We start from the raw sequence: 21,448 nt of genomic DNA on the forward strand, positions 1-21,448 counted from the left end.
AGCCTCCCCTAACCCGCCTCGGAGCCCGAGCGGTCCGTCGGTGTCCCCTCGCCGGAGTCGGAGCGGTCCGCCACCGGCGGCAGGTGCCCCACCAGGCGGGTGAGCGCGCCGTTGGCGAAGGTGGCACCCAGCGCGGAGCCCGTCGCGATCGTCCAGCCGACCGGGCCGAGCGGCGTGCACCCGAAGAACTGGCTGACCCCCGGAGTCTGGACGACCCCCACCAGCACCCCGAGCGACGCGGCGGTGGAGGCCAGCACCGCGGGGCTGGTGCCGCCGGCCAGCACCGTCTGTCCGAGCTGGGTGCCGACCAGCGAGACCAGCGCGACGGTGCCCGCACGCCTGCGTCGCCCGGTGTAGCGGGCCAACGTCCAGCCGGCGGTGGCGCCCAGCGTCGTGGCGGCGGCACGCAGCCCGATCTCCCGGGTCATCGTCTCGCCCAGCGAGGTGTCGGGGCCCTCCCGGAGCAGGCCGTCGGCGTGGTCCGCGCCGGGCGGCCGGACCGCGATCGCCAACGCCGGCGCCAGGTCGGTGAGCAGGTTGACCAGGAGCAACTGCCGGCCGGTGAGCGCCGAGCGGCCGGTCGCGGCGGCGGTCAGCACGCTGAACGCGATCTCGCCCAGGTTCCCGCCGACCAGGATGCTGAGCGCGTGGCGTACGGAGGACCACATCGCCCGGCCCTCGACCAGGGTGGCGATGATGGTCTCCAGCCGGTCGTCGGTGACCACCAGGTCGGCCGCCGCCCGGGCCGCCGGGGTGCCCCGCTGACCGAGGGCGATGCCCACGTCGGCCAGCCGGATGGCCGCGGCGTCGTTGGCGCCGTCGCCGGTCATCGCCACCGTACGCCCGCACCTCTGCAACGCCTGGATGATGCGCACCTTGTGCGCCGGGGTGCACCGGGCCACCACGTCCGTGACGGCGAGCCGTGCGGCGAGGGCCTCGTCGTCGAGCTGGTCGAGTTCCGTCGCGGTGACGACCCGCTGGTCCTCGTGGTCGCTGATGGTGGCGGCGATCGCCCCGGCGGTCGCCGGATGGTCACCGGTGATCATGATGGTGTGCACGCCGGCCTGCCGGATCCGGCGCACGGCGGGGGCGGCGCTCTCGCGTACCCCGTCGGCGAAGGCCAGGAAGCCCACGAAGGTCAGGTCGTGCACCTGCTCGTCCGTGACCTCCGGCGAGGAGACCCGGCACTCCGCCACGGCGAGGATCCGGTGCCCCGCCCCCGCCCGGTCGGCGAGCCCGGCGTGCAGCCCGGCGCGCCCCTCGTCGTCGAGCGGCTCGTCGTGTCCCTGCGGCGTACGCCGGCCCGCGCAGCGCGGAAGCACCGACTCCGGCGCCCCCTTCACGCTGAGCAGCAGCCGGTCCCCGGCGCGGCCGACGGTGGCGTGGTAGCCACGCGACGGCTCGAAGGGAAGGCCGCCGACCGGTTCCCATGCCGGCGTGCCGGTCCGCTCGGTCACCCCCGCCGCCTCGGCGCCGGACCGGACGGCGCGGTCGGTCTGCTGGGCCAGGTCGTGGGGGTCGGCGGCGGCCGGGGTGGCCCGCAGCGCGGCCGCGAGGGTGAGGCGCAGGCCGTCGTCGAGCCGGTCGACCGGCGCGTACCGGTCGTCGTCGCCGACCCCGGCGAGCATCAGCTGCCCCTCGGTCAGGGTGCCGGTCTTGTCGAAGCAGAGCACGTCCACCCGCCCGAGCGCCTCGATGGTGCGCGGGTTGCGGACCAGCGCGCCGTGTTCCGCCAGCCGTCGCGCGGCGGCCAGCTGGGCGGCGCTGACCAGGAACGGCAGCCCTTCCGGCACGGACGCGACGGCCAGGTTCGCGGCGGTCGCCGCCGTCTGGGCCAGGGGTACGCCCCGCAGCAGCCCCGCGCCGGCCACCGCCACCGCCGAGCCGGCGGCCAGCGGGATCGCCGCCCGGGTCAACCGGCCCAGCCTCGCCTCCACGCCGCTGGCCGGCGGGGCCTGCCCGGCCATCGCCAGGCTCCGTCCCGCCTCGGTCTCGGCGCCGGTCGCGACCACCACCGCCGTTCCGCGGCCGGCGGCGACGCTGGTGCCCTCGTAGAGCATCGACCGCCGGTCGGCGACGGCGGCGGCGACGACGGGCTGGTCGGTCTTGCCGACCGGCAGCGACTCCCCGGTGAGCGACGACTCGTCCATCTCCAGGCCGGCCGACTCCAGCACCCGGCAGTCGGCCGGGACGGCGTCGCCCGATTCGAGGACGATGACGTCCCCGGGCACCAGTTCCTCGGCCGGCAGCGTCCGCTCCGCGCCGTCGCGGCGTACGCGGGCGGTGACCGCCGAGCGGGACAGCAGCTCGGCCAGCGACCGTTCGGTGTTGTGCTGGTGCACCGCCCCGAGCAGCGCCGACCCGCCGACCACTCCGCCGACCAGGGCGGCGTCGACGGGCGAGCCGAAGGTGGCCGAGAGCACCGCCCCGACGGCCAGTACGGGGGTGAGCGGGTTGGCCAGTTCGTCGACGAACGCACGCAGCAGCCCCGTCGGGCCGGGGGGCCGTACGCTCCGGTCGCCCCGGCGGCGCTCGGCCTCTGCGGTGGCGAGCCCGTCCGGGCCGGTGCCGAGCTGGTCGAGCACGGTCGGGGACGGCATCAGGTGCCAGGCGGTGACGGCCGGCGCCGGGGAGTCCGCCTTGCCGGGCAGCCGGTGCGCCCGCAGGACGCCGTGGGCGAAGGCCAGCGCCGCCGCCCCGTTCACGGCCGAGACGGCGCGGCCGGGCAGCCGCGCGGGCGGGGCGGTGAGCGCCCCCAGGACGCCGAGGCCGGTGCCGGCCATGGCCAGGCCGATGTTCTGCCGTGCCATCCGGCGGGCCACCCCGGCCGCCTCGACCACCAGCGCCGCCACCCGCAGGTCGGCGCCGACCAGCAGGTGCGCGCCCCAGGGCGGCAGGTCCTCGTCGGCGGAGAGCCCCAAGCCGCAGTCGGCGGCGCCGAGCGCGGCGCGGTCGCCGGAGACCACCATCACCACGGCCCCGTCGCGTTGCAGCTCCCGCACGGACTCGGCCAGCCGGTCGCGGCCGGGCAGGTGGGCGTCGGCGAAGTCGTACCGCCGCTCGTCGTCGCCGGCCACGACCAGCCGCAGACCGGCCTGGCGGGCGGCGGCCGGCAGGGCGTCGACGCCCGGCGCCGGCTCCGGCTCGACCCGCAGCACGGCGGCGAGGGCGCCGCCGTCGGCCAGGCCGAGCAGGAGTCCGCCCGAGTCGCGCAGCCGCCGGCTGTCGGCGGTGTCGCCCGGATCCTCGACGTCCAGCGCGTCCAGCGGCCCGAGCCGCCAGCCGTCGGCGTGCCGTGGCTCCCGGGGCGCGGCGGGATCGAAGAGGGCGAACGCCCGGGCCGCCACCCGCCCGGTGTCCGCACCGGCCAGCGGCGCCAGGTCCGCCAGCACGCCCCGGTCGGAGCCGAGCACGGCGGCGTCCAGCACCAGGGTGTCGATCCGGTCGAGTTCGCGCAGCACGTTGCGGTCCATCGCGATCACCCCGCGCCGGGCGAGGATCTGGCCGAGCTGCGCGGCGTACCCCTCGCGTCCGCTGCCGGGGGCCTTCGGCAGCGCGGAGAGACCCAGCGCGGCGGCCCGCTTCCAACCCACGACCGGCGTCGCGGCGGCCACCGCGACGGCGCCCGCGTCGAGCGTCCGGGACACGTACTTCTCGACGGGGCCGTCCGGCTTCGGCCGGGGGCGCTCGATCTTCGGCACGGGGGCGGCGGCCCGCTCCGGATGCCCGGTCAGCCGAGGTTCGGCCTGTGCCCACGCGCGGAGCTGAGCGCGCGCCTCGCCCCACTGCACCACCCGGTGCGCGCCGTCGAGCACGAGCCCGGTCCAGCTGCCCGTGAGGCCCTGCACCACCGCCTCGGCGAGCGGGAACAGCAGTTCGGCGCGGGGATCGGCGCGTAGCCCCCGGTCCGCCAGCGCGTGCAGCTTCGGATGCAGGTCGACCGCGCCGAGCAGCCCGGCGACCTCCCCGGGCACCGGCGCGAACGGCAGGATCCGGGTGGCGGCGGAGATGGTGAGCCCCAGGGCGTCGGAGGCCAGCGCGCCGAGGGTGCGCGGCGTGCGCGGTCCCTCCTCGGGCGGGTGCGGCGGCGGGATCTGCGGGTCCGGCTCGTGCGGGCAGGTGCGTTCGGTGCGGGCGACGGTCGCGATGAGGTCCCGCAGGGCCGGCTCCGGCGTACCGACGGCGACGACCACCCGGCCGGACGGGGCGTTGACCCGGGCCCACTCGACGCCGGGCATCCGCTCCAGCGCCGCCTCGACCTGCCGCGCCAGGACGTCGCCGCCGTCCTGGCAGACCCCGAGCACCTCGATGTGGTGCCGGCCGGGGCGGGACCAGACCCGACGTCGGGTCAGCCCGGCCGCCCGGGCCAGCCGGGTCGCGGCGACGCCGACGCCGCGGGACGCCTCGCCGACGACCTGCGGGACCGCGACTGGCGGAAGGAGCCGGCCGGCCGCGCGGCCCAGGGAGATCATCGAGGCGTACGACCGGACAGGCGCCGGTCAGGCCCCTCGCTGTTACTGCTCCCGCCGTACGCCATCTCGCCTCCCACGCCTGCGCTCCGGCGGCCTGGCTTCCCGGCGGACCGTCCGTTATGCCCGCCGCGCGAAGGGAGTTCTTCCCGTCCGGCGGGAGCACACTCGCCGGCCAGGGCGGTACCGGGCGTTCCAGGAGGGGCCGGGAGAGCGGGTCACGCTTGACCTCAATCCGGGTTGAGGTCCGAGGCTGACGGAATGCTGATCGAACTGCTGCGCGTCGGGGCGGACCCGTCGTACCCGCGCCGCCGGCCGCTGCGGCTGCCCCGGCGGGCGGGACGGAGGTGACCGGCACGGCGGCACCGGCCACCCCGGTCGCCGGCGGGGCCGGACTCCTCGCGCCCCGGCTGCGGGCGATGACGGTGGGCAGCGTCGCGCTGATCTCGCTGCTCGCCTTCGAGGCGCTGGCGGTGGGCACCGCCATGCCGACCGTCGCCCGCAGCCTCGACGGGTTGGCCCTCTACGGGATCGCCTTCGGGGGCCCGTTCGCCGCCGGTGTGCTCGCCATGGTGGCCTCCGGCATCTGGTGCGACTCCCGGGGACCCCGGGTGCCGATGTGGCACGGGCTCGTCTGGTTCGTGCTGGGGTTGGTGCTCGCCGGCAGCGCCACCACCATGGGCGTCCTGGTCGCCGGCCGGATCGTGCAGGGATTCGGCTCCGGCCTGCTCTCGGTGGCGCTGTACGTGATCGTCGGGCAGGCGTACCCGGAGGCGCTGCACCGAAGGATCTTCGCGGCGTTCGCCGCCGCGTGGGTCGTACCGTCGCTGGTCGGGCCGGCGCTGGCCGGCCTGATCGTGGAGCACCTCGGCTGGCGCTGGGTGTTCCTGGCGGTACCGGCGGTGGCGGTGCCGGCGGTACTGCTGATCCATCCCGGGCTGCGGGCGATCGGCGCGAGCGCGGCGACCGGGCTGCCGTCCGGCGCCGCGGCCCGGATCGGCTGGGCGTGCGGGGCGGGGGTGAGCGCCGCACTGTTGCACATCGGGGGGCAGCAGCGCGGCGCCGCCGCCGTCGGGCTGGTGGCCCTGGCACTGGTCGGGCTGCTGGTCAGCGCACCCCGGCTGCTGCCGGCCGGGTTCCTGCGCGCCGGCCGGGGCCTGCCCACGGTGGTCGGGCTGCGCGGCCTCGCCTCGGCCGCGTTCGTCGGCGCGGAGGTGGTGATCCCGCTGATGCTCTCCCGGGAGCGCGGCCTGTCGCCGACGGCCGCCGGTCTGGTCCTGTCCACCGGCGCGCTCGCCTGGTCGGCGGGCTCCTGGGCGCAGGGGCGGATGGCGGCGCCGCGCTCTAGGGCCACGCTGCCGAGGGCGGGTCTGACCTGCATCGCCGTCGGTACGGCCGTGGTCACGCTCGCGGTCGCGCCGGCGGTGCCGGTCTGGGTCGGGGTGCTCGGCTGGGCCGGCGCCGGTCTCGGGATGGGGCTGCTCTACCCCTCGTTGTCGGTGCTCACGCTGGAGCTGTCCGCCCCCGGCGAACAGGGCCGCAACAGCTCCTCGCTGCAGCTGGGCGACTCGCTCTTCGCGGCGACGGTGCTGGCACTGACGGGCGCGGTGCTCGCCGCCGGGGCGGCCCCCGGCCCGGGGAGCTACGCGGGCACGCTCGCGGTGGCCTGCGGGCTGGCGGTGCTCGGGGTCGTGCTCGCGGGCCGGGTGGTGCCCGGCGCGCCCGGGGTCCGCGTCGGCTGACCGCCTCCGCCGTTGGACTGCGGGCGGATCCGGGCCCCGTGGTGGCGGGAGGGGCACCGGCGGGCCGGCTGGCCACCGGGCTGACCTGGTGCGGTGAGGCGCCGCACAGCCGGTCACACGCGCGGGCCGCACGCCGTCTGCACCACTGTCGCGCGGCGGACGCGCGACGGCCGGAGAGGGGAAAACCATGCGGGTGCTGGTCACCGGGGCGGGCGGTCGGCTCGGGCGGGTGGTGCTGCCCCGGCTGGGCGCCGAGGGCTGGGACGTCCGGGCGACGAGCCGGCGGGCGCGTACCGACCCGTCGGTGCGGTGGGTGGTGGTCGACCTGGCCACCGGGGAAGGGCTGGTCGAGGCGGTGGCCGGCGTGGACGCCGTCCTGCACCTGGCCTCCGCGCCCAACCGGGGGCGGCAGACCCACCGGGTCGACGTGCTCGGCACGCGCCGACTGGTCGTCGCCGCCGGCGAGGCGGGCGTACGGCACCTGGTCTACGTCTCGATCGTCGGGGTGGACCGGGTGCCGATCCCCTACTACCGGCACAAGCTCGCGGCCGAGCAGGTCGTGGCGGCCGGAACGGTGCCGTGGACGGTGCTGCGGGCGACCCAGTTCCCGGAGTTCCTCGACGGGATGCTGCGCGGGGCGAGCCGACTCGGGCCGGTGCTCGGCGACCCGGCCGTGCTCGCCCAGCCGGTGGACCCGGGGGAGGTGGCGGACCGCCTGGTGCGGCGGCTCACCGCCGGCCCGCTGCGCGGCGTCGAGGAGTACGGCGGCCCGCAGGTGCTCCGCTTCGACGAGGCGGCCCGCGCGTGGACGGCCGCCCGGCGGTCCCGCCGCCCGCTGCTCCCGGTGCGGATACCCGGCAGGCTGGGCCGCGCCCTGCGCTCGGGCGGCCTGGTGACCGGGGCGACCCCGACGGGCAGCCGGACCTGGGCGGACCACCTCGCCGACACGTACGGGGGAACCGGCGCAAGATGAACGGTCCCCGCGTTCACGTCCGGCCTACCGTGACGCCATGTTCGCCATGGTCGTCACCGTCATCCTGTACGTCGCCGGTTTCGTCTTCCTCTACGGCGTGATCCGGCTCGCCGTCCGCCACGCCCTGGAGGAGATGGAGGTGCGTCGGGTCCAGGCCGAGCGGGCGGAGGAACTGGCCGCCGTACGGGATCGGGCGCTGCTGCGCGAGAACGGCTTCCTCACCGGCAGCTGACCGGTGCCGTGGCGCCCTCCTGTCGCGGCCGGCCTGTTCCGACCCGGGTGCCCGGCCTGTTCCGGCCCGGGTGCCCGCGGCCGGCCCCGTCCCGGCGGTCCGGGACGGGGCCGGTGCTGCGGGTGGTCAGAAGTCGGCGGCCACGGCCAGGTTGAACTTGTCGATGGCCGCCTTCTTCTCCGGCGGGAGCGACTCGACGTCGATCCGGTCGGTCTCGCCCCTCCCGTCGTGGGTGTCGACTCCCTTGAGGAGATGGTCGACGACGGAGTTCGCCTCGTCGGTGGTGAAGCCGGCGTCGGTCAGGATGTGCAGCGGAAGATCACTCATGTCGGCGCCGGTACCCGGCATCCCGCGCTCCCACACGCCGGGGAGACCCGTCTTCGGGATCGATAGGGGTGACCCCCTGTCGGCGATGTTTCGGCCGTCGGCGGTGTGGTGGGACCCCGGGCGTGGCCGGGTGCGAGGATCGCAGGCGTGATGGGGACGCTGAAGACCGAACCTGCCCGCAGCCGGCTCGACCTGCTGGCGCCGCCGGTCGCCACCGCGGTCGGGCAGTGGCCCGCCGAGGCGCCGGTGGACGTGGGCGACGTGCTGGTGGCGCCGATCGACGCGGAGTTGGCCGACACCGCCGCCTTCTGCGCCGCGTACGAGGTGGGGCTGGACGAGTCGGCCAACTGCGTGGTGGTGGCCGGCAAGCGCGAGGGGGTCGTGCGCTACGCGGCCTGTGTCGTGCTCGCCACCACCCGCGTCGACGTCAACGGGGTGGCCCGGCGCGCCCTCGACGTACGCAAGGCGAGCTTCGCGCCGATGGCCGAGGCGGTGGAGCTGACCGGCATGGAGTACGGCGGCATCACCCCGATCGGCCTGCCGGAGCAGTGGCCGATCCTCGTCGACGCGCGGGTGATCGCCGCCCCGCACGTGATCATCGGGTCCGGCGTACGGCACAGCAAGATCGCGCTGCCCGGGCCGGCGCTCGGCGCGCTGCCCGGCGCGCGCGTGGTGGAGGGTCTGGCCAGGCCGGCCTGAACGGTTACGGACGTCGATACCGTTGCACGTGAAACATCACCTGCGTCGATGTCCGTGGTCCCTGGGTGATCTCGCGGGCGTCGCCCGCGAACCCGGCCGCGCCGACGTCGGCTCGGCGGGCCGTGCCACGGTCGCGGGCAGGTGGCTCAGCCGGCCTCGGCCTCGCGGCGGTCTACCTCGGCCAGGGCGGCGAGCAGCGTCTCCGGCTCCTGGGCGCCGGTGACCGCGTACCTGCCGGCCAGCACGAAGGTGGGCACGCTGGTCACTCCGATCTGCCGGGCGGTGGCCAGTTCGTCGGCAAGTTCCGCCGTCCGCTCGTCGGAGTCGAGGAAGCGGCGGGCCTCGGCCGCGTCCAGGCCCACCTCTGCGGCGAGCCCGGCGAGCGCGTCGCGGGAGCCCACGTCGACGCCGTCGGTGAAGTGGGCGCGGTAGAGCGCGTCGACCGTCTCGGCGGCGCGCCCCCGGTCGGTGGCCCAGGCGACCAGGCGGTGCGCGTCGAAGGTGTTCGCGGCGAGCGCCCGGTCGAAGTCGAGCGTCAGGCCGACCTGGGCCGCCACCTCGGTCACCTGACCGAACATCTGCCGGACGCGGTCCGGCCCGCCGAACTTCGCGGCCATCGCGTCGACCAGCGGACGCGGCTGCGGCACCGGCGACGGGTCGAGCTGGAACGGCCGGTAGCGGACGGTCACCTCGCCGTCGTACGACTCCAGGGCCTGCTCCAGCCGCCGCTTGCCGATGTAGCACCAGGGGCACACGACGTCGGCGTAGATCTCGATCTCCATGTGCGGTGGCAACCCTCCGGCTAGCTGGTCTGTTCCCGGACCTGGCGCTTGAGTCGGGCCAGGATGGCCGTGCCGCCGCGCACCCGCAGCGGGCTGATCGCCTGGGCCAGTCCCATCCGCTGGTAGAGGTCGTCGGGCACGGCGAGCACCTCGTCCGCGCTCGCCCCGGCCAACCCCTCGGCGAGGATGCCGGCGAACGCGCGCGTGGTGGGTGCCTCCGGCGGACAGTCGAAGAGGGTCTCGACGGTCTTCTCCGGCGTGACCCGGGCGCGCAGGAAGAACGACGTCTGGCACTCCGGCACCTGCTCCATGCCCTCCCGGTCGGCGGAGTCGGCGGGCAGCGGCGGGATGACGTCGGCGTACTCCAGCAGCATCTCCAGCACCACGTCGCGGGGCGCGGCGGCGAACTCGTCGACGATCTCGGAAAGCCTGGCCGGCATGGATGACATGCCACCGAGGTTACCGCCGTCAGGAGAGGGCCCTTCCTCCACCGGGGACGTCAGGACGGGCCCTTCCCCGCACCTCAGACGGTCGGCGCCTGCTCGCTGATGTCGCTCAGCGCCGAGTGGGGGTCGAGCTGCATCGCGAGGTCGCCCAGGGAGACGATGCCGACCAGCTTGCGCTCGCTGTCGCAGACCAGCACCCGCCGGATGCCCCGCTCCCGCATCAGCGCGGCGGCCTCGGCGGCGGTCGAGTGCTGTTCGATCATCACCACCTCGCGGGTGATGATCGAGCCGATCGTCGTGGTGGCCGGGTCGCTGCACTCGGCCACCGCCCGGACGACGATGTCCCGGTCGGTGAGCATGCCGGCGAGGGTGGCGCCGTCGGTGACCACCACGTCGCCGATGTCCGCCTCCTTCATCACCCTGGCCGCCTCGTCCAGGTTGGTCTCGGCCGGCAGGTAGATGACCTGCTTCGTCATCACGTCGCTGACCCGGTAACCGGTCATGAGAGCCTCCAGAACGCATTGGTCGATCGGACTGCGGTACCCCGTGGCACGTGCGCTACACCAGGTCCCCGTGCTCCCGGTGTACCCGATCGACGAGCCGGTCAGCCACCTCGTCGAGCGGAACTTCGAGGCGTTCGCCGCTGGCCCGGTCGCGTAGTTCGACGTACCCCTCGGCGAGACGGCGACCGACCACGACGGCGCGCGGGATGCCGATCAGCTCGGCGTCGGTGAACTTCACCCCGGCGGAGACGTGGGTCCGGTCGTCGACGAGCACCCGCAGGCCGGCGGCGGCGAGCCGCCCGCCGAGCTCCAGGGCCGCGTCGAGCTGCGGCCCCTTCCCGGCGGCCACCAGGTGTACGTCGCACGGCGCGACCGCCGCCGGCCAGACGAGCCCCCGCTCGTCGTGGTGCTGTTCGGCGATCGCCGCGACCGCGCGGGACACCCCGATCCCGTAGCAGCCCATGGTCGGCCGGACGGGCTTGCCGGCGGGGCCGAGTACGTCGACGGAGAACGCGTCGGTGTAGCGGCGGCCGAGCTGGAAGATGTGCCCGATCTCGATGCCCCGCCGCATGGTCAGCTCGCCGGTGCCGCAGGCCGGGCAGGGGTCGCCGGGACGGACCTCGGCCGCCTCGATCGTGCCGTCCGGTGCGAAGTCCCGGCCGCAGACCACGCCCGTCGCGTGCCGGCCCGGCTCGTTCGCGCCGGTCAGCCACGCGCTGCCCGGCACCACCCGGGGATCGACCAGGTAGCGGATGCCGAGCTTCGCCATGACCTGCGGTCCGATGTAGCCCCGGACCAGCTCGGGGTGGGCGTCCCAGCCGTCGAAGACGTCCACCGTGGCCGGGGCGACCGCCGCACCGAGTCGCTTCAGGTCGATCTCGCGGTCGCCGGGCAACCCCACCACCAGCAACTCGCTGGCCTCCGCGCCGGGTCGACGCAGGACGAGCACCACGTTCTTCAGGGTGTCGGCGGCGGTCCAGTCGTCCCGGTCGCCCAGTCGCCGGGCGTTGGCCAACGCGACCAGGCTGGCGATGGTCGGGGTCTCGGGGGTGTCGTGCACCTGCGCGGCCGGTAGGGCGTCGGGGTCGCCGGCCGGCGGGGCGGGCGTGGTCACCGCCTCGGTGTTGGCCGCGTAGTCGCAGGCGCTGCAGCCGACGAAGGTGTCCTCGCCGACGGGCGTCGCCGCCAGGAACTCCTCCGACGCCGAGCCGCCCATCGCCCCGGAGGTCGCCCGCACGATCGTGTGCCGCAGCCCCAGCCGGTCGAAGATCCGCCGGTACGCGCCCCGGTGCCGCTCGTACGCCGCCGCGAGGCCCGCGTCGTCGAGGTCGAACGAGTAGGCGTCCTTCATCAGGAACTCGCGCCCGCGCAGCAGCCCGGCGCGGGGCCGCGCCTCGTCCCGGAACTTCGTCTGGACCTGGAAGAGCGTCACCGGGAAGTCCCGGTACGAGGTGAACAGGTCCTTGACCAGCAGCGCGGCCAGTTCCTCGTGGGTGGGCGCCAGCAGGTGCTCCGCGCCGCGCCGGTCGGCGAGGGTGAAGATGTCGTCGCCGTACTCGGTCCACCGGCCGCTGGTCCGGTAGGGCTCGGCCGGCAGCAGGGCCGGGAAGTGCACCTCCTGGTCGCCGATCGCCGTCATCTCCTGCCGGACCACCTCGGTGACCCGGTCCAGCACCAGCTTGCCCAGCGGCAGCCAGGTGTAGCCGCCCGGTGCGGCGCGACGGATGTAGCCGGCCCGCAGCAGGAGCCGGTGGCTCGGCACCTCCGCGTCGGCCGGGTCCTCGCGCAGGGTCCGGAGCAGCAGGGTCGACATGCGTAGCAGCATTGGCGCAGCGTACGGCGGGTACCGGCGGCCGGCGATCCGATTTGTTCCCGCGACGCACCGAACCTGCCGTCCACGGCAACCCTGCCGCATGACGGTGACGTCTGGGAGGGCGTCACGATGTTGCACCGCCTACCCCAAGGATCGGCTCGTGTGGACCCTCTCCTGACTGAGTTCGACTCGTTCGTGCGGACCCGTACGCCCGCGCTGCTGCGTTCGGCGTACCTGCTCACCGGCGACCAGCACCTCGCCGAGGACCTCGTCCAATCCGCCCTGGCCCGCACCCACCGCTCGTGGAACCGGCTGCACCACAGCGCGAACGCCGAGGCCTACACCCGAAAGACCATGTACCACCTGCAGGTTTCCTGGTGGCGACGCCGCCGGGTGGCCGAGTCGATGCCGGGCGATGTGCCCGAGCCGCGCGGAGGCGACTCGGCCCCCGACCACGCCCACCAGACCACGCTCCGGCTCGCCTTGCGGGGCGCGTTGCAGAAGCTCTCCGCCAAGCAGCGCGCCGTGCTGGTCCTACGGTTCTTCGAGGACCGCACCGAGGCCGAGGCCGCCGAACTGCTCGGCGTGACCGCCGGCACCGTGAAGAGCCAGACCTTCAAGGCCCTGGCCAAGCTGCGCACCGTCGCCCCGGAACTCGCCGAGCTGTACGTCCTGGAAGGAAGCGCCCGATGAACGACGATCGCCTCCGGCTCGACCTCACCGACCTCGCCGACGAGGTCACCCCGGTCGATCTGCGGGACCGGGCCCTGCGTACGTCCCGCCGGATCGGCATCCAGCGGGCCGTCGCGACCTGCGCCGCCGCCCTGGTGCTGATGGCTGCCGCGACCGGGACCGTGCTCGCCGTCCGGCCGAGCGGCCAGGCGCCCGTACCCGCGCCGGCCGGCCCGTCGATCACCGGCAGTTGGCCCCCGGTGGAGGCCACTCCGACCCCAAAGCCGTCGAACAGCGCCTCGCCGACCAACCCGCTGGCGAAGCCCTCATCCGTTCTCGCCGGCACCCGGTACTACCTGGAGACCACGTCCACCAGAGCCCGGATCCACGCCGTCCGGGGCGGCACCGACCAGGTCGTCCACCAGGTCGCGTACGCCGCCCAAGGATGCGAGTGGAACACCATCACCGTCTCGCCGGACGGCAGGCGGGTGGCCTGGGTGCAGGACAGCACCGACGGCGACACCAGTGGTGTGCTCATGGCCGGCGCGATCGGGAAGCCGGGGGCGACCAGGCTGCTGGACGACGTCAACTGCCTCGGCGCCAGGCCGCTGGTCTGGCAGGGCGGCGACCTGCTGATGGTGCGGAAGAACAGCGGGCAGTCGGTGCTGCTCGACGTGGCGACCAACAAGCGGGTCGGCGGTGACGCGGGGCAGGAGACCGACCGGTGCTGGTCGGCCGATGGCGGCTGGCTGGCCGCGAAGGTGGAGGACGAGCCGTTCGTGACCGACGGGACGCGGTCGCGGCGGTACCGCTACACGCCGCCGAAGAAGGAGGCCGCGCGCTGGGAGGGTTGGCGGGCCCAGAGCGTGTCGATGGACGGCCGGTACGTGGCGGTCGGGTGGCTGGGCACCGATCCGTCCCGTAGGGACGGCAGCTTCGCGGTGGTCGACACCACCACGAGCAAGGTGGTGGAGCTGCCGGGCCGGGATGCGATCCGCAGCATCCTGTTCACCGTCGACAACCGGGTGATCGTCAAGCGGACCACCGGAATCAGCGTGTTGGACAGCACCTTCACACCGCGCGGCACGGTCGCCGAGCCCGCGTCGTTGCGGAACATGGCGCTGCTGGCGTACGTGCCCTGAGCCGTCGACCGGCTCCCCGGGCTGGCGCCTGTCGCCGGAGCCGTCGCGTCATGGCACGCGACGGCTCCGGGTCGGATCAGCCCCCCGAGGGCGTGGGCGAGGCGCCGGGGCGGTCGTCCGACGGGGCTCGCGGACCGAGCAGGCGGCGGGCGCCCTGGCCGGTCTCGCCCAGGTGGTCGTCGGCGTTGCGCAGGAGGCAGCGGTCGATCGACAGGCAGCCGCACCCGATGCAGTCGGTCAGGTCGTCCCGCAGGTGCTGGAGCTGTGCGATGCCCTGGTCGAGTTCGGCCTGCCAGGTGCTGGAGAGCTCGCGTTCCGCCGGCCCACTCCGGCGGGTGCCGCAGAAGTCCGCCCCGCGACCGACCGCCCCGCCCCGCAGCGGAAGCGCCGTCAGGCCGGCGTCGACTGGTCCAGCAGGGCGGCGAGCCGCCTCGCCACCGGTGGGGCGTGCAGGTGCAGCCGGGCCACGTTGATGCTGTCCTCGCCGACCACCGCGAGCAGCGCCTGCGGGCTGACGGCGTAGACGCTCAGGTAGCCGCCGGCGTTGCGGACGGTGGACTGGTGGAAGTCGCCCTGCCCGAGCCGGAGCCCGACCTGCCGCCCCAGCCCGAACGTGGTGGCGGCGAGGGCCGCCAGGTCGTTCGGGTCGACGTCGGTCTGCAGGTTGTGGGTGATGAGCAGACCGTCCACGCCGCCGACGACGCTGCCGTGCACCCCGGGGATCTGCAGGCGCAACTCCGCCAGCTCCTGCCCGATGGCCGCGTACGGCAGCGACGTGTTCCCGGCGAGCGACGGAGGCAGCGGTCGGGGCGGCGGAAGGGTTCCCGTGCCCCGTGCGGCGCGGCGCGGAAGGGGGGCCTCGGTGTCGTCGATCCCGCTCACAGCTCCAGGTTCTCCTCGATGCTGCGCAGCTGGTGGCGTGCCATCGCCAGGTTGGCGCGGCTCTTGCTCACCATCAGGTAGAGGAAGAGCCCCTTGCCGGTGCGGCTGGTCACCGGGCGGATCAGGTGGTATTGGGTGCCGAGCGTGATGAGGATGTCCTCGATCTCGTCGTTCAGGTTGAGCATCTCGATGGTGCGCAGCTTGGCGCGGACGACATCGGTGTTGCCGGCGGCGGCGACCGTCAGGTCGATCTCCCCGGTGCCTCCGGCCACGCCGAGGGTCATCCCACTGTTGTAGTCGACGAGTGCGGCGCCGATCGCGCCGTCGATGCTCATCGCTGTCTTCAGTGCCAGGTCGAGGTTCGGCACGTGTTTCTCCCAGGACTTACGGGCGGCGTCGCCGTCTGCGGTGCAGCGGGTGATCCGGCGGTGACAAGTGGTGTGACCTTGTGAAAAGGGTTTGGACGAGGCTCGCACACCGGAGGCTTCCGCGCACCCTGTGGCCCCGCCAACCACCTGTCCGGAGGGTGCCGCCCGGCCGGCAGTCCCCGCAAATGGAACGCTCCGACGGATGGCCGACAGGACCGGTGGACTGTTTCGGCCCGGACGGGCACCGGCCGGCGCCTCGCAGGACCGGTTCCGCTGTCCACGATGACCTCCGCCACGTTTGTCCGTCGGCCACCCCCGCGCCCGGCTCTCCTGGTGAAGACTGTCCCGCGTCGGGAAGGGACCTTCCTCCACCGCCGAGCGATGACGAGGCGCCCTTCCCCGTCGCACGTCGGAGGGATGATCAGGTGCGCTGGCGCAGTTTCGTGGCGGTCGGGGACAGCTTCACCGAGGGCATGGACGACGCGTACCCGGACGGCAGCTACCGGGGCTGGGCGGACATGGTGGCGACCCGCCTGGCCGCCGGGGTCGGCCCCGAATTCCGCTACGCGAACCTGGCCATCCGGGGCCGGCTCTTCCCGGGCGTGGTGGCCGAGCAGGTGCCCGCCGCGCTCGCCATGAAGCCCGACCTGATCAGCTTCGCCGCCGGTGGCAACGACGTGCTCCGCCGTGCCTTCGACCCGGAGGCCCTGGTCACCCGCTTCGACGACGTCGTGCGGCGGCTGCGCTCCGGCGGCGCCGACGTGGTCCTCTTCCGGTTTGCCGACGTGATGGCCCGGCTGCCCGGTCAGCGCCTCGTCGCGCCCCGGGTGCAACTGCTCAACCGGGCCGTCGGCGAGACCGCCGAGCGGCACGGCGCCATCCTGGTCGACCTGTACGCCGACGACGCGTACCTCAACCCGATGCTGTGGAGCACCGACCGGCTGCACCTCTCGGCGGTCGGGCACCGGCGGGTCGCCGCTCAGGTGCTCAACGCGCTGGGCGTCGGCTGTGACGAGGAGTGGCTGATGGTGCCGCCCCACCCGGCGCCGACGCCCTGGCTGGCCGCCCGCGCCGCCGACCTGCGCTGGGCCGGGCGGCACCTGGCGCCGTGGATCAAGCGCCGGCTCACCGGCCGCTCCTCCGGCGACACGGTCACCGCCAAGCGACCGTCGCTCGGCCCGATGGCCGACTGAGACCGTGCTCACCCTGCACACCGCGCCGTTGCTGCGGACCGCGCCCGGCGCCCCGCCCACCGCCGGGGCCGCCGTCGCGGTCCGGGCCGACCGGATCCTCGCGGTCGGCCCGCTGGCCGAGCTGGCCGAGGCGTACGCCGAAGCCCGGATCCGCCGCTGGCCGGGCACGCTCGGCCCGGGGCTGGTGCACGGTGGGCCGCTGCCGGCCGCCGACACTCCCCGCGAGCGGGTGCACGCGCTGCTGCGCCTCGGAGTGACCGCCGTGCTGGCCGGTCACCTGACCGATCCGGCGCTGCGGGCCGCCGTGGAGCGCAGCGACCTGCTGGTGCTGCCCGCCACCGCACCGCCGACGCTGGCTCCCGGTGGGCGCGCGGACCTGTCGGTCCTCGACGCCGACGGCGCCTGCCTGGTGACCGTGGTCGCCGGCCGCATAGCCCACCGCCGCGCCTGACCCGCGACGCCGTCGAGCCAGCCGTCCGAGCCCTTCCGGGCGACGCCGACGAATCCGACCGACGCACCGCAGGTCCGTCGGTCGAGGCCGTCGTGGGTCGTCAGGAGACCCGGGTCCACGTACGCGTGACGCCGGAGCCGATGCCGATGATCTGGGCGGATCCGGTGCTCACGACGACCGTGTCGTCCCGCAGCACCTCGACCGACAGGTGGGCGTCGGTGTCGTACCGCAGCGCGGCCCGCAGCTCGGGCACGTCGACGTAGCGTCCGTCGACCCAGAAGCCGGCGCTGCCGTAGGGACTGGTGACAGCGAGGATCCCGCCGTTCGCGGCGGCGACCTCACTGGTGTTGTCGGGCAGGCCCGGTCGTTGCTCCCATCTGCTCCCGACCAGCCGCCACACCTGCTTCGTCGCCGCCACGCCGAATCCGTCCTCCCGGACGCTGACCAGCCAGGCGTCGGCACCGTCCGGGGAGACCATGAGCCGCCCGGCCCCCGGCACGGCCGGCAGCTTCTGCCAGCTCGCCGCTCCGTCGGCGCTGAGCAGGACGGTGAGCCGGTCTCCGTCGCGTACGGTCAGCCAGAGCCGCCCGTCGCCGCCCTCGATGAGCCCGTGGTCGTCATGCTCCCCGGTGAGGGCCACCGGGGGTTGCGGGCGGACGGGGCCGGAGCCGATCCGGGTCAGCTCCCGTCGGGGACACGGTCTGCCTTCCAGGCCGTGTCTGCCCGGGCAGCGGACGAGGAACCCGCTGCGGGTGGCGGTGCCCGCCTGCGTGGCCGGCGGCGGCGAGCCGAACGGGTGGCGGGACCAGGCCGCGCCGCCGTCGGTGGTCACGAGGTACCCGTCGCCGACCCGCACCGTGAGCCTCCGCTCGTCGACCGGCAACAGGCTTCCCGGCCCCTTCGCGTCGGGGAGCGGGGTCGTCGGTTGCCACGTCACTCCGCCGTCGGCGGTCCGCCCGACGGCCCGCCGGCAGTCGGTCGCACCGAGGTCGAGGGTGTCGCAGGTGTCGAAGAGCGCCCAGCCGTTCCGGCCGTCGACGAATCGCAGTTCTTTCAGCCGGCCGGGCGCGCCGGGCAGGAAGACCTTCCGTTCGGGGAGGTCGCCGGTGGGTGTCGGCGACACCGCGGGGACGGGCGTCGGGACCGGTGGGCCGGGGTCGGCACCCCGGCCGGCGGCGAACGCCCCGGCCGGCCCGGCCAGGAGGAGCGCGCCCAGGCCCGCCAGCAGCCGCCCGCGACGTCGTCGCCGGTCGCGGACCCGGCGTTCGGCTGCCGGTACGCCCGGCGGCCGGAAGCTGGTCGTCGCGTCGGCCTCGAACTCGGCGAACATCTCGTCCAGGGCGTTCTCACGCACCGTGGGCCTCCTGCCGCTCGGTGAAGTAGGTGGCCAGCGCCGCCCGCCCCCGGGACAGCCAGGAGCGGACGGTGCCCTCGGGGGCGCCCATCTGGTCGGCGATCTCCGCGATGCTCAGGTGCGCCAGGTGGTGCAGCACGACGGCCCGCCGCTGACTGGTGGGCAGACAGGCCAGCGCCCGGCTCAGCGCCACCCGGTCCGGTTCCGGGCCGGGCACGTGTTCCTCCCGCTGCCGGGCCAGGTGCCGGACGACGGTGCGGACCCGGCGCAGCCGGCTGGTGGCCAGGTTCCAGGCGACCCTGCGGACCCACGCGGAGGGGTCGTCGTACGTGCTGATCCGGTTCCAGCGCTCCAGCAGCCGGCAGAACGCCTCCTGCGTCAGGTCCTGCGCCTCGGCGTGGTCCCCCAGGTACGCGTAGAGCTGCACCGCCAGGCGGTGGAAGTGCGCCTGGTAGAAGTCGGTGAAGTCCACAGGTGACGCGGCGGCCCGGGGCGGCCCGGTCCGGTGCCGTACGGTCATGGTGATCCTCGATGGTCGGCGGGTCTCGCCACTGTCACGCGCGGCGCGGCGGATTCGCTGCACCGATTTCCGATTTCCGATGGCCGGCCGCCGGCACGTGATCCGGCGTACCTTGGGGATCATGTCTGTGCCGAGCGATCCAGATCCCCGACTCCAGTCGTACGCGGACCCGCAGCGGTTGGTCACCACCGAATGGTTGGCCGAGCACCTGGGCGACGAGGGCCTCGTCGTGGTCGAGTGCGACGAGGACGTGCTGCTCTACGACACCGGCCACATCCCGGGTGCCGTCAAGGTGGACTGGCACACCGAACTCAACGACCAGGTCACCCGCGACTACCTCGACGCGAAGAGCTTCGCCGAGCTGTGCGCCGCCAAGGGCATCGGCCGGGGGGACACCGTCGTCTTCTACGGCGACAACTTCAACTGGTGGGCCGCGTACGCCCTGTGGGTGTTCACCCTCTTCGGCCACCCGGACGTGCGGCTGCTCGACGGCGGCCGGCAGAAGTGGGTCGCCGAGGGCCGTGAACTGACCCGGGACAAGCCGGCCCGGCCGCACGCCGACTACCCGGTGCCGCAGCGCAACGACGCGCCGGTGCGGGCGTACCGCGAGCAGGTGATGGCGCACGTGGCGGCGGGCCGCCCGCTGGTCGACGTCCGGTCGCCGGGCGAGTACACGGGCGAGATGCTGCACATGCCGGACTACCCGCAGGAGGGCGCGCTGCGCGGCGGGCACATCCCGGGCGCGGTCAGCAAGCCGTGGAAGTCCGCCGCCAACGACGACGGCACGTTCAAGGCGGCGGACGAGCTGCGCGCGATCTACGCCGACCAGCTCGGGCTGAGCCCGGACGACGACATCGTGGCCTACTGCCGCATCGGCGAGCGGTCCAGCCACACCTGGTTCGTGCTGCGGCACCTGCTGGGCTACCCGCAGGTGCGCAACTACGACGGCTCGTGGACCGAGTGGGGCAACCTGGTCCGGGCCCCCGTCGTGAAGGGCGACCAGCCCGGCGGCCTGGCCAGCTGAAGCGTCGGCCGGTCCCCGCGCGCCCGTCGCGGTCGCGCGGAGACCGGCCCTTTCGGCGGTACGACCGGCAGGAGCGACCCGCTCAACCGGCGGGGAGCGACACCGCCCCGAACAGGTTCCGCGTCACGCCTGTGACCTCGCGGGTCTCGGGCCGCCAGCGCAGCAGCCCGCCCGGGTTGTGGCGCAGCAGCACCGCGCCGTCGGAGTCCCAGCCGAGCACCTCGCAGCAGCCCTTCCAGCGGTCCCGGCCCAGGTCGAGCAGGTGGGTCACCACGCGCGTCCGGGCGTTCAGCAACGCGACGCCCTCCAGCCCGCCCCTGGTGCCGGTGGTGATCCAGCCGGCACGGGCCACCCGGTCGCCGCGCTGCCAGCCCCGCCCGTAGAACTCGTCGACCCGGTGGCCGGGCGGTAGCGCGCGGAAGTCGATCGCGCCGTTGCTCCGGTACGTCCCGTCGCCGCCCCACCGGACCTGCGCCCCGTTCGGCGGCGTGCCGCCCAGTTCGAGCAGGACGTTCGGCGGGGCCGTCGGGTCGGGCGTGACCACGTCCCAGGGCGACACCGGCACCTTCCGGCTGGCGCCCGTGCGGAGGTCCAGCTCGTACGTGGTGTCGTCGCCGCCGACGAGCAGCCGGTCGCCGGACCAGAGGACCTGCTCCAGATAGCCCTTGAGCGGGTGGCGGCGCACGGCGGCGGTGGTCAGGTCGACCACGATCACCTCGTCGGTCTGGGCGAAGGCAGCCGTCCGCCCGTCCGGGGCGAGGCTGCCGCTCTTCAACGGCACCGCCTCGTTGCCCCAGGCGTCGCGGGTCGGGGCGGGGGTGACCACGTCGAGTTCGCGTACGACGCCGTCGTCGCCGAGGATCCGGATCCGGCCCGCGACGCCGGTTTCCGGGTTGACCGGCTGGTGCAGCGCCAGCGCCTTGCGGACCGGGCGGGCGGAGAGCGTCGCGCCGACCGGGTCGCCGAGGCGGCCCAGCGGGTGCCCGGGATAGGCCAGCTCGGCCGGGGGCGTCTGCACGGGCCCGGGGTGCGGGGTCGGGCTCTCCTCCGGTGTCGCGGTAGTGGCCGGTGGCGGCGGCGCGGTGGGGCGCAGCGCCAGTGCCGTACCGCCGGTGAGCAGGGCGACCGCGAGCACGGTGGCGCCGGCGGCGCGGCGGGCGCGACGCACCCGGCGGGCCCGTTCCCAGCCTGTCGCGGCGGGATGCGCCGGCCGGACGTCCTCGGCGGCGACGGTGAGCAGCCGGTGCAGTTCCTCTTCCCTCACGGGTTCACCTCCATCCTGGTGACCAGGCCGCCGCCGGGCCGTCCCTCGTCGCGACCCAGATCCGGCGCAACCTCCCGCAGCCGGCGCAGCGCCGCGTGGCACTGGCTCTTGACGGTGCCCACGGTGACGCCGAGCGCCTCGGCGGTGGCGGCCTCGGTGAGGTCCTCGAAGTAGCGCAGCACCAGCACGGCCCGCTGTCGGGGCGGCAGGTGACCGAGCGCGTCGCGCAGCGCGAGCCGCAGTTCCCCGTCGCCCTCGGCCGTGGCCCGCTCCGGCGGGTACGCGGCCAGCCACTCCCGGCGGCGTCGGCGCCACCAGGAGACGGCGTCGCGGTAGAGGATGGTCCGCACGTACGCGGCCGGGTCGCCGTGCCGCACCGAGGGCCAGCGCAGGGCCAGCTTGAGCAGGGCCTCCTGGAGCAGGTCCTCGGCCTGGTGCCGGTTGCCGCAGACCAGGTAGGCCGCGCGCAGCAGCTGGTGCTGGTGGCACTCGACGAAGGTGACGTAGCCGTCCCGCCCGTCGTCGGTCGTCGGCGGTCCCATCCGCCCTCCCTCCGGCCTGCCGTCGCGCGTTCCGCGTCACCAGGCAGACG

Annotated in this window: 21 protein-coding genes; 9 read left to right on the plus strand and 12 right to left on the minus strand. The window is 74.9% G+C overall.

The window, feature by feature from the left end; translation table 11 throughout:
- Positions 1–8: 8 nt before the first annotated feature.
- Positions 9–4,472 carry a cation-translocating P-type ATPase gene (locus V6U77_RS02270; protein WP_334604417.1) on the minus strand — a complete coding sequence of 1,488 codons (4,464 nt, stop codon included), beginning with the start codon at positions 4,470–4,472 and terminating at the stop codon, positions 9–11.
- Between the two features lie 344 nt (positions 4,473–4,816).
- On the opposite strand from V6U77_RS02270, the gene V6U77_RS02275 reads away from it, so the two are divergent.
- From V6U77_RS02275 to V6U77_RS02285, 3 genes are all read left to right on the plus strand, one after another.
- Positions 4,817–6,211: an MFS transporter gene (locus V6U77_RS02275; protein WP_334604419.1), complete on the plus strand. Its 1,395-nt coding sequence runs from the start codon at positions 4,817–4,819 to the stop codon at positions 6,209–6,211.
- A gap of 187 nt (positions 6,212–6,398) precedes the next feature.
- A complete protein-coding gene (locus V6U77_RS02280; RefSeq protein ID WP_334604420.1) occupies positions 6,399–7,184 on the plus strand; it encodes an SDR family oxidoreductase in 786 nt (261 codons plus the stop codon).
- A gap of 37 nt (positions 7,185–7,221) precedes the next feature.
- Complete coding sequence (locus V6U77_RS02285) at positions 7,222–7,416, plus strand: hypothetical protein (RefSeq protein ID WP_334604421.1); 195 nt, start codon at positions 7,222–7,224, stop codon at positions 7,414–7,416.
- A 126-nt stretch (positions 7,417–7,542) separates the two neighbouring features.
- Here the strand turns inward: V6U77_RS02285 and V6U77_RS02290 are convergent, their stop codons facing one another.
- Positions 7,543–7,743, minus strand: coding sequence for a hypothetical protein (locus V6U77_RS02290; RefSeq protein ID WP_334604423.1), 201 nt, complete (start codon positions 7,741–7,743; stop codon positions 7,543–7,545).
- A 150-nt stretch (positions 7,744–7,893) separates the two neighbouring features.
- Here V6U77_RS02290 and V6U77_RS02295 point away from each other — a divergent pair, with 150 nt between their 5' ends.
- Positions 7,894–8,442 (plus strand): YbaK/EbsC family protein, encoded by a 549-nt coding sequence (locus tag V6U77_RS02295; protein WP_334604729.1) that lies wholly within the window; start codon positions 7,894–7,896, stop codon positions 8,440–8,442.
- Between the two features lie 146 nt (positions 8,443–8,588).
- Here the strand turns inward: V6U77_RS02295 and V6U77_RS02300 are convergent, their stop codons facing one another.
- From V6U77_RS02300 to V6U77_RS02315, 4 genes are all read right to left on the minus strand, one after another.
- The gene (locus V6U77_RS02300; protein ID WP_334604425.1) at positions 8,589–9,224 is read right to left on the minus strand and encodes a DsbA family oxidoreductase; all 636 of its coding nucleotides are present in this window, start codon (positions 9,222–9,224) and stop codon (positions 8,589–8,591) included.
- A gap of 20 nt (positions 9,225–9,244) precedes the next feature.
- Complete coding sequence (locus V6U77_RS02305; RefSeq protein ID WP_334604426.1) at positions 9,245–9,673, minus strand: SufE family protein; 429 nt, start codon at positions 9,671–9,673, stop codon at positions 9,245–9,247.
- Positions 9,674–9,747: 74 nt separating this feature from the next.
- Positions 9,748–10,173, minus strand: a complete 426-nt coding sequence (locus V6U77_RS02310) for a CBS domain-containing protein (protein ID WP_334604427.1) — start codon at positions 10,171–10,173, stop codon at positions 9,748–9,750.
- Positions 10,174–10,228: 55 nt separating this feature from the next.
- A complete protein-coding gene (locus tag V6U77_RS02315; protein WP_334604428.1) occupies positions 10,229–11,998 on the minus strand; it encodes a proline--tRNA ligase in 1,770 nt (589 codons plus the stop codon).
- A 150-nt stretch (positions 11,999–12,148) separates the two neighbouring features.
- On the opposite strand from V6U77_RS02315, the gene V6U77_RS02320 reads away from it, so the two are divergent.
- A complete protein-coding gene (locus V6U77_RS02320; protein ID WP_334604430.1) occupies positions 12,149–12,679 on the plus strand; it encodes a SigE family RNA polymerase sigma factor in 531 nt (176 codons plus the stop codon).
- Positions 12,676–13,800: a hypothetical protein gene (locus V6U77_RS02325; RefSeq protein WP_334604431.1), complete on the plus strand. Its 1,125-nt coding sequence runs from the start codon at positions 12,676–12,678 to the stop codon at positions 13,798–13,800. The genes V6U77_RS02320 and V6U77_RS02325 overlap by 4 nt, the downstream gene beginning before the upstream one ends.
- A gap of 390 nt (positions 13,801–14,190) precedes the next feature.
- Here the strand turns inward: V6U77_RS02325 and V6U77_RS02330 are convergent, their stop codons facing one another.
- Together V6U77_RS02330 and V6U77_RS02335 are read right to left on the minus strand one after the other, a co-directional pair.
- Positions 14,191–14,682 (minus strand): roadblock/LC7 domain-containing protein, encoded by a 492-nt coding sequence (locus tag V6U77_RS02330; RefSeq protein ID WP_334604432.1) that lies wholly within the window; start codon positions 14,680–14,682, stop codon positions 14,191–14,193.
- The gene (locus V6U77_RS02335) at positions 14,679–15,050 is read right to left on the minus strand and encodes a hypothetical protein (protein ID WP_334604433.1); all 372 of its coding nucleotides are present in this window, start codon (positions 15,048–15,050) and stop codon (positions 14,679–14,681) included. The genes V6U77_RS02330 and V6U77_RS02335 overlap by 4 nt, the downstream gene beginning before the upstream one ends.
- Positions 15,051–15,475: 425 nt before the next feature.
- Between V6U77_RS02335 and V6U77_RS02340 the strand changes: the two genes are divergently transcribed.
- Together V6U77_RS02340 and V6U77_RS02345 are read left to right on the plus strand one after the other, a co-directional pair.
- Entirely contained in the window at positions 15,476–16,243 is a 768-nt protein-coding gene (locus V6U77_RS02340) for an SGNH/GDSL hydrolase family protein (protein WP_334604435.1), read from the plus strand.
- A 4-nt stretch (positions 16,244–16,247) separates the two neighbouring features.
- The gene (locus tag V6U77_RS02345; RefSeq protein WP_334604436.1) at positions 16,248–16,694 is read left to right on the plus strand and encodes an imidazolonepropionase-like domain-containing protein; all 447 of its coding nucleotides are present in this window, start codon (positions 16,248–16,250) and stop codon (positions 16,692–16,694) included.
- A 100-nt stretch (positions 16,695–16,794) separates the two neighbouring features.
- Here the strand turns inward: V6U77_RS02345 and V6U77_RS02350 are convergent, their stop codons facing one another.
- Positions 16,795–18,048, minus strand: a complete 1,254-nt coding sequence (locus V6U77_RS02350) for a WD40/YVTN/BNR-like repeat-containing protein (RefSeq protein ID WP_334604437.1) — start codon at positions 18,046–18,048, stop codon at positions 16,795–16,797.
- On the minus strand, positions 18,041–18,568 hold the full coding sequence (locus tag V6U77_RS02355; protein WP_334604438.1) for a SigE family RNA polymerase sigma factor: 528 nt from the start codon (positions 18,566–18,568) through the stop codon (positions 18,041–18,043). Before V6U77_RS02355 ends, V6U77_RS02350 begins: the two co-directional genes overlap by 8 nt.
- Before the next feature lie 121 nt (positions 18,569–18,689).
- On the opposite strand from V6U77_RS02355, the gene V6U77_RS02360 reads away from it, so the two are divergent.
- Positions 18,690–19,592, plus strand: coding sequence for a sulfurtransferase (locus V6U77_RS02360; protein ID WP_334604439.1), 903 nt, complete (start codon positions 18,690–18,692; stop codon positions 19,590–19,592).
- A gap of 82 nt (positions 19,593–19,674) precedes the next feature.
- Here the strand turns inward: V6U77_RS02360 and V6U77_RS02365 are convergent, their stop codons facing one another.
- Both V6U77_RS02365 and V6U77_RS02370 read right to left on the minus strand, forming a co-directional pair.
- Complete coding sequence (locus V6U77_RS02365) at positions 19,675–20,856, minus strand: hypothetical protein (RefSeq protein ID WP_334604440.1); 1,182 nt, start codon at positions 20,854–20,856, stop codon at positions 19,675–19,677.
- Positions 20,853–21,398, minus strand: coding sequence for a SigE family RNA polymerase sigma factor (locus V6U77_RS02370; protein ID WP_334604441.1), 546 nt, complete (start codon positions 21,396–21,398; stop codon positions 20,853–20,855). The genes V6U77_RS02365 and V6U77_RS02370 overlap by 4 nt, the downstream gene beginning before the upstream one ends.
- Positions 21,399–21,448 lie beyond the last annotated feature (50 nt).

Source organism: Micromonospora sp. CPCC 205546, assembly GCF_036902715.1.
Classification (GTDB): Bacteria; Actinomycetota; Actinomycetes; order Mycobacteriales; family Micromonosporaceae; genus Micromonospora.